The organism is Wolbachia endosymbiont of Drosophila bicornuta, assembly GCF_028982105.1.
In the GTDB taxonomy this organism is placed as follows: domain Bacteria; phylum Pseudomonadota; class Alphaproteobacteria; order Rickettsiales; family Anaplasmataceae; genus Wolbachia; species Wolbachia pipientis.
The window spans coordinates 1-8,240 of record NZ_JAPQLF010000088.1 but is presented as its reverse complement, the minus strand read 5'-3'; the positions used below and the strand labels follow the sequence as shown (position 1 = coordinate 8,240).

Genomic DNA, 8,240 nt, shown 5'->3' with positions numbered 1-8,240 from the left:
TAAATTTATGCGTGACAAGCTTAAGGAGTTAATCAAGAAGATTTTTGCACGCGATTTAAGTTTCAATCAGAGGTTGGACAAAGAGATAAAAGAATTGCAGGAGAAATTAGGCAGTGGTGAGTTATCAGAAGAAGAGTTTGCAAGGGCGTTAGAAAGATTAACTGCATTGCAAGATCTGAAACTCAGGTTACAAATGGCCGTTGTCGGATGGATTGTTACAATGTTCGCAGAGATGTTTGGAGTTGAGTTGGCGGCTGCGGTAGAGGCATCTACAGAAAAAGAAGATAAAAAAGCAGAAAAAACATCATTAAAGGAAGAAAATAAAGAAGTTTGCGAAAACGTAGAAATCAAGTTAGACGAAAGAGAAAAGCCTAAAGTGCCAGTTTTCCTTTTTGAAATTTCACCCGGATTTGTAAGGCCAGTCCCTCTGAGCAAACCAGAGCTTGATCTTTTACCAAAACCTATGAAAGAACTAATACCTAAAGAGGTTATAAAGGAGGAGATCCGCGAGGTAAAAGAAACAAAACCAAAAGTGGAAGAAGAGAAAAAAGCGAAGCCGGAGGGACCGAAGAAAGAGGTGTGTCCACCGGAGCCTACAGGGCAGACGCCGAAGAGAGATCAGCAAAAAAGAGGTGGAAAGTTTAAACTCGATAGTACACAGTCAAGAAGGATAAATTTGAGTAATAATAATCAACGGAATATTCCATCTGACAATCAGCAAGAACAAGCTTCTAATGGAAAGTCTAATGCTAGTACTGCTCAACCACCAAAAAGATTGATTGATGATGTAAAAGTTAATAATCATGTGGATTCAATAGGAAAGGGACCAGAAAAAGCACCATCGAGGGGATAGCTAGTGTTAGCTTTAGATGACAAAAAAGACTGGATCCCAGTGTCTGGGCACTGGGATGACAAGAAAAAGAGGTACTGGTATGACATTAAAGAGTAGGGATTGATGGCAAAGAGAAATACAGGTGTCATTCCAGCGCGTGACGCTGGAATCTAGAAAACTGAATTTTATGAAAAAGAGTGAATAAAATTTTTTAAAAAAAATATAAAGAAGTGCTTGCACTTAATTTTATTTTTAGTACACTAGTCACATAATATTTTTACTAGAGGTTAATATGCATAGTAATAATGGCTCAGGCAAAAGGCAATTTGATAATACTGCACCAGGAGGAGGGAGAGTTGATATAACTAAATTAGATCAGAAAAAGCTAGAGAATTTTGGTGAAAGGTTTAAGCGTGAAGATGAAGAGAGGAAAAGAAGGGATGAATCCAATAAAAGTAAAAGTAGTGGTCGAGGCAGTTCAAGATTTTAAGGTATATTAAAAGTAGGGAGGGTATTATGTTTAGTGCGAGTGAAATGAATCAAGCATTAGTAAAGGCATTTAATATTAGTGTTTGTTATAACAATATTATTAATACTAATCTAAAAGTACAAAATGTACATCGAGGTTTACGTAACAAGGATCATATTGTTATCTCATTTGATAAAAGTATGGATGCTGATCAGTGCATGAAGTATTTAGACAATATGAAAGGAAGGATAGTAGAAACATTCTGTGGAAATGAAAGTACTGCTAGTTTATCTTTTGATATGAAATCATTTCCTTTTAATTTCAATCGGAGCCAATTGGTAGATAGTAATGGAAAGTATAGATTTTCAGTGCCGATAGGTCAAAGTATAGTTTTCAATCTAAAATGTTTGCTAGCTAATGGGCTTGCGAGAGACATCACAGGTGCTATGGGAAGAAATTTTGGTTTAGAACATGTAGAAGAGTATACATCTGATGAAAGCTTTGACAGGAAATTTTATCTATATTGTATGCGTTTCTATGATAAAAGGTTACAAGAGTATTTTATAGAGTCATTCTCAGCGACAGTAAAAGGTTATAAAAATAGTCCTAAAAGAACTGATGATTTCTTGAAATTCAAGGACAATTGTGTATATATAAAGAAAAGCCTCTTTGATAAAACTAAGTTCATTAATGAGATAGAAGAAAGTCAAGCATGTTTGATAGGACGTGATCTTCAAACTTCTAGCTCAGATGATCCAGCTATTGAGAAGATTAAGTATTTAATAGCTGGCTTCATTCGTAAAGCATGCCCTCCTCTTTATTATGTCTTTCATACTTCTTATTCAGGAAATAATGAGGATTCAATTTTAGTTCCTATTGTAAGTTGTGATAACTATCATAGATTTTTAACCAAAGAAGAAGTAGATAATATTAATAGTAGCTTTGGTATGGTTGTGTTAAATAATATTGAAAGTTACACTTCACCAAAACACCTACCAGTATTTGGTAGTAGAGGAATATACGGTATAGACTTTTCTAATAAAGAAATTTCTCACTGTGTGATAACCAAAATAATAAAAAACTCTGTGATCAACAAAGACCATGAACTGGCCATTGACCCTGAGCTTCCTCGAGCGCTATTAGCTGAAGCATCACATATACAGGAGTTTCCCAAGCGAAGTCGTGGTGAAGGGTTAGAGAGGCCTCCCAGGCAAATATCAGAAAGAGAGGGAGGAAAAAGGGGGCTGTTTCAGTTGGTGCCGGAGGAAATAGATTCAAGTCAATCCACTTGTGGTCAATCACGGCTATCTTCCGGAGAAATATGTCCAAGTCAATCCACTTGTGGTCAATTACAGCTATCTTTGACCTGTGGATCATCATCGATTCCTTCTCTTAGAGCATGGGATAGTTCAACATTCTTAAATCTTGAGGTTTCTAATGAGGAATCTGAAAAACAGCAAGTTACTGATGAAAGTGATCGAAAAAGTAGTGATGAGTGTTCTAAAGCGAAGCCAAAAAAGCAAGAACGTGATTCGGTGTATTCAAGTGCGAGTACTCCTGAGGGTTCTGTAAGTAAAAAACCATCTTTAAGTAATCCACCCTCAGGAGTGACTTCTCCTGTTACTGAACCAGATGATGGCGGATTTCTCAATGGACCAAAAATACGAGCATTACGTTCTAAAACGAATGGTGGTATTCCAGAACCCTTGCCACAAGATGCCGTAAGCAAGCCAAATGTGCCCTGGGACCGTAATTCTAAAATTTCTAAAGATAGTGGTTTCGAGTCGCTTGAGCGGTCACAGTCGAATTCTTCTATCACTACTAGTACTGTTCCAGGGATATCTGAATCAAGGAAAGATCTAAATCCTCCCGTAGACAATAAGCGGCCACAGTCACTGCCACTTGCGGGTTTTTCTACTTGTGCTAGTAGTGAAACAGTAAAAGCTTTTTTGTGTTTTCTAGATTATTTTTCTTCTTCTGAAGGGAAGAAGCAACTACCCTCACTTCTTTCTTCTGAGGCGGGAAAGCAGTTATCCTCGATTTCTGATCCTTGTGAACAGGAAAACCTACTAGACTTTCTTTTTTCTACTGAGAGGAGTAAGCAACTATGCTCGCTTTTTTCTTCTGAGAATGAACAACAACTGCATTCACTTTTTTCTCTTAAGGGAAAAGAGCTACTGTTTTCACCTTCTCCTGAGGGGCAAAAGCTGATACCTTTAGTTCTTTCTCCTAAAGGGGAAGAGAAAGTACCATTACTTTTGTCTCCTGAGGGAGAGCGAATATCCAAACCTTTCTCTCCTGAGGCAGGCAATATAATATCCTTGCTTATTTATTCTCGTGTAGAACCTAAAAATATGTCACACCGTTCATTTCGTGACAAATTAGCAAAATGGCTTCACCGTAATTCTTCACTCTCAAAAGTGGCTTCTCCTCAAGAAAAACCTCTTACTAATGACGAGAAGAAGGAACTACGCCCATTTCTTTGTCCTAAGCTGGAGAAGAAACTAGATTCCAACTCTCTTGAGGATGCACAGTTAAAATACTTGCTGTATACTCCTGGTGGGAAAGAGAAGCTAGACTTACTCCTTTCTTCTCCTGAGAAAGAGGAGAAGCAACTACTCTCAGATTTACAAAAAGTTGGTGGTAACGCTTCTACAAGTTTTGCAGATAGTGGTTGTTATTCAGGATCGTCTTCACAAAAATCGACTAGTGATACTGGAAGTGATGAAGATGAACTAGAAGCTAGTGGTAGGTCGTCAGTCTCATCGAACTCCAGTACTTCCACTGTTAGAACTAAAATGGATGCTACTAAGATCGAGCAATACTTGCAGGAGAAAAAAGTTAACAGTCGTACCTAATCCACTGCTCTCAGCCACCTAAGTGTTTTATTAGCTGACCCTGAGAGCACTGGTGTTGGTTTTTCTTGTCCATTGTAAGTATTGCATGGTACTAAATGTTTAAAAAGTATTAATATAAAGATATCAATAAAATTATTTACACTTTCATGCTATGCCCATAGCATCATATATTACTTAACCTTACAATAATTTTTTTATTCTTGCTGCTTCTTCAAACTCCAAATTTTTAGCACGCTCTATCATTTGCTTTCTCAAATCATCCTTATCAGTATTTACTTTCGGTTCTGCTATTGCCCTCTCCTGTAAGGTGTTTGATATAGGTTTTATTATAGTCTTCGGGATAATATTGTGCAATATATTATGTTCTTCTTGTTTTTTTCTTCTTCTTTCGGTCTCTCTCAATGCACGATCTAAAGAACCAGTGATTTTATCTGCATACAAAATTACTCTACCTTCAGCATTACGTGCAGCACGACCAATCGTTTGAATTAATGAAGTTTCCGATCGCAAAAATCCTTCTTTATCAGCATCCAAAATTGCAACCAACCCACACTCTGGAATATCAAGACCTTCCCTCAGCAAGTTAACACCTACTAAAACATCGATTTCTTTAGATCTCAATTTGTATATAATTTCTATTCTCTCCAGCGCAGCAATATCAGAATGCAAATAACTCACTCTCATATTCAATTCACTCATATATTCAGCTAAATTTTCAGCCATTTTTTTCGTCAATGTAGTGATTAAAACACAAAATCCCTTCCCTATTGTCACTTGTGCCTCATGAATTACATCATCAATTTGACTCTCTATTGGTTTTACAATGCAGATTGGGTCCGTAAGCCCTGTTGGACGGATAACTTGCTCTATAAATACATTACTGGTCTTTGCCAACTCATACTTTCCGGGAGTGGCTGAAATGTAAACAGTCTGCGGCCTAACTCCCTCCCACTCTTCAAATTTTAATGGACGATTATCAAAAGCGGAAGGGAGCCTGAAGCCATAGTCAATCAATTTCTTTTTACGCGCCTCATTACCACTGTACATCGCACCAACCTGAGGAACGGTGACATGACTCTCATCAACAAATAAAATTACGTCTTTGGGTAAATATTCAAACAAAGTAGGTGGTGGATCCCCAGCTTCCATTCCATAGAGATAACGCGAATAATTTTCAATACCTTTACATATTCCTGTTGTTCTCATCATTTCGATATCAAAATTAGTGCGTTGCTCGAGGCGCTTTGCTTCAACAATCTTGTTTTGCGAGTAGTAATAATCCAAGCGTTCATGCAGCTCTTTTTTGACTAGTTCAATTGCCTGCAACAAAGCCTCACGCGGGGTTATGTAATAGCTATTTGGAAAAATGGTGATTTTATTTACGCCTTTGGTAACATTGCCCGTTATAGCATCAACTTCAGAAATTTCTTCTATTTCATCGCCAAATAACGATAAACGCCAAGCTTTATTTTCATAATGGGAAGGAAATATATCAATAATATCGCCGCGCACTCTGAAATATCCTCTCTCAAACCTGGCATCAGAGCGCTTGTATTGAAGATCAGTTAAGTTGCTCAGGAAATCATTAATACGAATTTTATTTCCAACACTAAGCGGTATGATCATGCTGCGGTAGCTCTCAGGCGAACCAAGACCGTATATGCAGGAAACACTGGCAACTACGATCGTATCCATGCGCTCCAAAAGGGAGCAGACGGTGGAATAACGCAGCATCTCAATTCTTTCGTTAATTGCAGAATCTTTTTCGATATAAGTATCAGTTTGTGGTAAATAGGCTTCAGGTTGATAATAATCATAATAAGAAATGAAGTATTCAACAGCATTATGGGGAAACAATCCTTTCATTTCCTCATAAAGCTGTGCTGCTAAAGTTTTATTGTGTGCCATAATTAATGCAGGCCTGTTTGTCCTTGCAATAACATTTGCCATAGTAAAAGTTTTCCCAGAACCAGTAACTCCAAGCAAAACCTGATCTCTTTTATTGCTATTTAGCCCTGCAATTAAGCTATCGATTGCCTGTGGTTGATCCCCAGCCGGTTGAAAATGTGTAGCGATTTGAAATTCCATAGACTTTACTTACTATCTTTGATTCATTGTATAGTAAATACTATATTGCTTTTAGGATAAGTTGTATAGCTATCGTAAAGCCATAAAACATTAACCAACAATGTCATGCAAGTAGCTGACACTGGAATCTTGTTTCAATGTTAAACAAAATACCATAGAATTCAAGAAGACAATTCCTAAAAAATCCCTACATCCAAAAAAAGGCAAAATGCTGCTTGAATAAGCTAAATTTTTTTAGATGCAAAAACAATAAAACATAGTTGATACTAAAGTTATAGTACTCCTATGACAACGTTACAAAAATTAAGGAAATGGATAGCTCTGATCAATTGGAATAGTATAGCCTTTCTTATAATAGTCCGAATGCGATAAGATATGTGTTTATGGCTATAGCAGGCCAGTAGCATATTACGGTCTGTTCGGATTATTGTAAAAAGAGCTATATTTTCAGGTACCGGTGGTCAATATGACATTTTTAAAATAAAGATTTAGAACCTGTTTAAAATCTTCTCAATAGAAGAGAAATGAAGGGAAGAACCACCATTTGTAGGCTAGTGTTAAGTTTTCGCTCGCAATTTTTCCACAATCGTCTGCATTTTTCTAACCAAGCGAAAGATCGCTCTACAACCCATCTTTGTGGCAATACAGCAAAGGAATGTAATTCACTTCGTTTTATTACTTCTACAGTTGCTCCAATAATCGTTTTTATTTGAGTTGCAAAATTTTCTCCTGTATAACCTGCATCGACCAGTATATTTTTAACTTCCGAGAGGTTTTCTTTTGCGCTTTCAACCATTCTCACAGCACTGCTAACCCCAGTTGTAAATTAGAAAAAATAGAAAAGGTAAGGAAATATGGTAAACTCCAAGGTATTTGATATTCATTCCTAAAATAGGAGGTTACCAATGAAAGAGAAAGTAACAGAAATCTTTTGTATAGTCGATGATTTTTGCAATACAGTCGATGAAAATTTTGCAGAAAAACTTCTACCAAGTGGCAAAAAACCAACCAGGACGCCAGAGATTACGCATTCAGAGATTTTTACCATAATATTGCTATATCAAGTGCGACAATTTTAAAATTTTCTATGTGCATTATTTGAAATTATTATACGAATCAGCGTTTCCAAAATTGCCATCCTATAGTAGGTTTATCAGGTTAAAATCGCGGGTTTTATGGTATTTAGCGCTCTTAATGCAATGGTTTTGCGAACAGTCAAAAGTGACAGGGATTTCGTACATAGATGCAACATCTATCGCTGTTTGCCATCCAAAAAGGACCTCGCGAAACAAAGTTTTCAAAGGGTTGGCAAAGATTGGAAAGACTACTTATGGGTGGTTTTTCGGTACATCTAGTAATCAATGAAACTGGCGAAATTCAAGGGGTTACGGTGATAAAAGGCAACGTTGATACCTGTGCCAAATTTAACTAAGAAATTGACTGGATTATTGTTTGGAGATAAAGGATATATCAAAAAAGATCTTTTTCACGAATTATTCGATAGAGGGTTAAAGCTTGTAACCAGTATAAAAAAGGGTATGAAAAACTCATTAATGGCGCTAAATGAGAAGATTTTGTTAAGAAAAAGATCGATTATTGAGACAGTTTTTGGCTCTCTGAAAAACAAATTTGAGATTGAGCATACTCGCCACAGATCACCGATAAATTTTTTGGTACACATTTTTTCTACGCTTGTTTCATATTCCATACAGCCGCTGCATTTCTAAGCTTTACTTCGTTGGCTAATCCGCAACTGGGGTATATAGGGTTGACACCAAGGCAATATTCTTCTGGAGAAGTTGATCGGCATGGCAGCATATCAAAGATGGGACCAGCGGAATGTAGAAGTATGTTATATGAAGCTGCACAAACAATGCTTACAGTTACCAAGAGGACATTTAAATTAAAAAACTGGGGTTGCGAAGAAAAAAGGAATGAAAAAAGCAATTGTAGCAGTAGCAAGAAAATTAGCTGTAATTATGCATAGGATGTT

General features: G+C 36.9%; 6 protein-coding genes and 2 pseudogenes. 5 read left to right on the top strand and 3 right to left on the bottom strand.

Going from position 1 to position 8,240, the window contains the following annotated elements; genetic code table 11:
• The 3 genes from OZD68_RS02510 to OZD68_RS02500 form a co-directional block, all read left to right on the top strand.
• Nucleotides 1–853 (top strand): nitrogenase component 1 family protein (locus tag OZD68_RS02510; RefSeq protein WP_275008912.1); only part of this gene is annotated, 853 nt, incomplete at its 5' end.
• A gap of 271 nt (nt 854–1,124) precedes the next feature.
• On the top strand, nt 1,125–1,322 hold the full coding sequence (locus OZD68_RS02505) for a hypothetical protein (RefSeq protein WP_182309932.1): 198 nt from the start codon (nt 1,125–1,127) through the stop codon (nt 1,320–1,322).
• 44 nt (nt 1,323–1,366) lie between these two features.
• Nucleotides 1,367–4,159, top strand: a complete 2,793-nt coding sequence (locus tag OZD68_RS02500; RefSeq protein WP_275008910.1) for a hypothetical protein — start codon at nt 1,367–1,369, stop codon at nt 4,157–4,159.
• Nucleotides 4,160–4,339: 180 nt separating this feature from the next.
• Here OZD68_RS02500 and uvrB read toward each other — a convergent pair whose 3' ends face one another.
• The 3 genes and pseudogenes from uvrB to OZD68_RS02485 form a co-directional block, all read right to left on the bottom strand.
• On the bottom strand, nt 4,340–6,247 hold the full coding sequence (gene uvrB / locus OZD68_RS02495) for an excinuclease ABC subunit UvrB (protein WP_182309930.1): 1,908 nt from the start codon (nt 6,245–6,247) through the stop codon (nt 4,340–4,342).
• Between the two features lie 272 nt (nt 6,248–6,519).
• Nucleotides 6,520–6,654, bottom strand: a complete 135-nt coding sequence (locus OZD68_RS02490; RefSeq protein WP_259366114.1) for a hypothetical protein — start codon at nt 6,652–6,654, stop codon at nt 6,520–6,522.
• Between the two features lie 92 nt (nt 6,655–6,746).
• Nucleotides 6,747–7,067 (bottom strand): annotated as a pseudogene (locus tag OZD68_RS02485) (transposase); the annotation flags it as partial.
• A gap of 85 nt (nt 7,068–7,152) precedes the next feature.
• Here OZD68_RS02485 and OZD68_RS02480 point away from each other — a divergent pair.
• Together OZD68_RS02480 and OZD68_RS06580 are read left to right on the top strand one after the other, a co-directional pair.
• Nucleotides 7,153–7,993: pseudogene (locus OZD68_RS02480) on the top strand (IS982 family transposase).
• Complete coding sequence (locus OZD68_RS06580; protein ID WP_182309100.1) at nt 7,986–8,234, top strand: transposase; 249 nt, start codon at nt 7,986–7,988, stop codon at nt 8,232–8,234. The pseudogene OZD68_RS02480 and the gene OZD68_RS06580 overlap by 8 nt, the downstream one beginning before the upstream one ends.
• Nucleotides 8,235–8,240: the final 6 nt, after the last annotated feature.

Coding starts and splice junctions, on each gene's coding strand:
- OZD68_RS02505 (WP_182309932.1), top strand. CDS start 1,125: ATGCATAGTAATAATGGCTCAGGCAAAAGGCAATTTGATAATACTGCA.
- OZD68_RS02490 (WP_259366114.1), bottom strand. CDS start 6,654: ATGCTACTGGCCTGCTATAGCCATAAACACATATCTTATCGCATTCGG.
- uvrB (WP_182309930.1), bottom strand. CDS start 6,247: ATGGAATTTCAAATCGCTACACATTTTCAACCGGCTGGGGATCAACCA.
- OZD68_RS02500 (WP_275008910.1), top strand. CDS start 1,367: ATGAATCAAGCATTAGTAAAGGCATTTAATATTAGTGTTTGTTATAAC.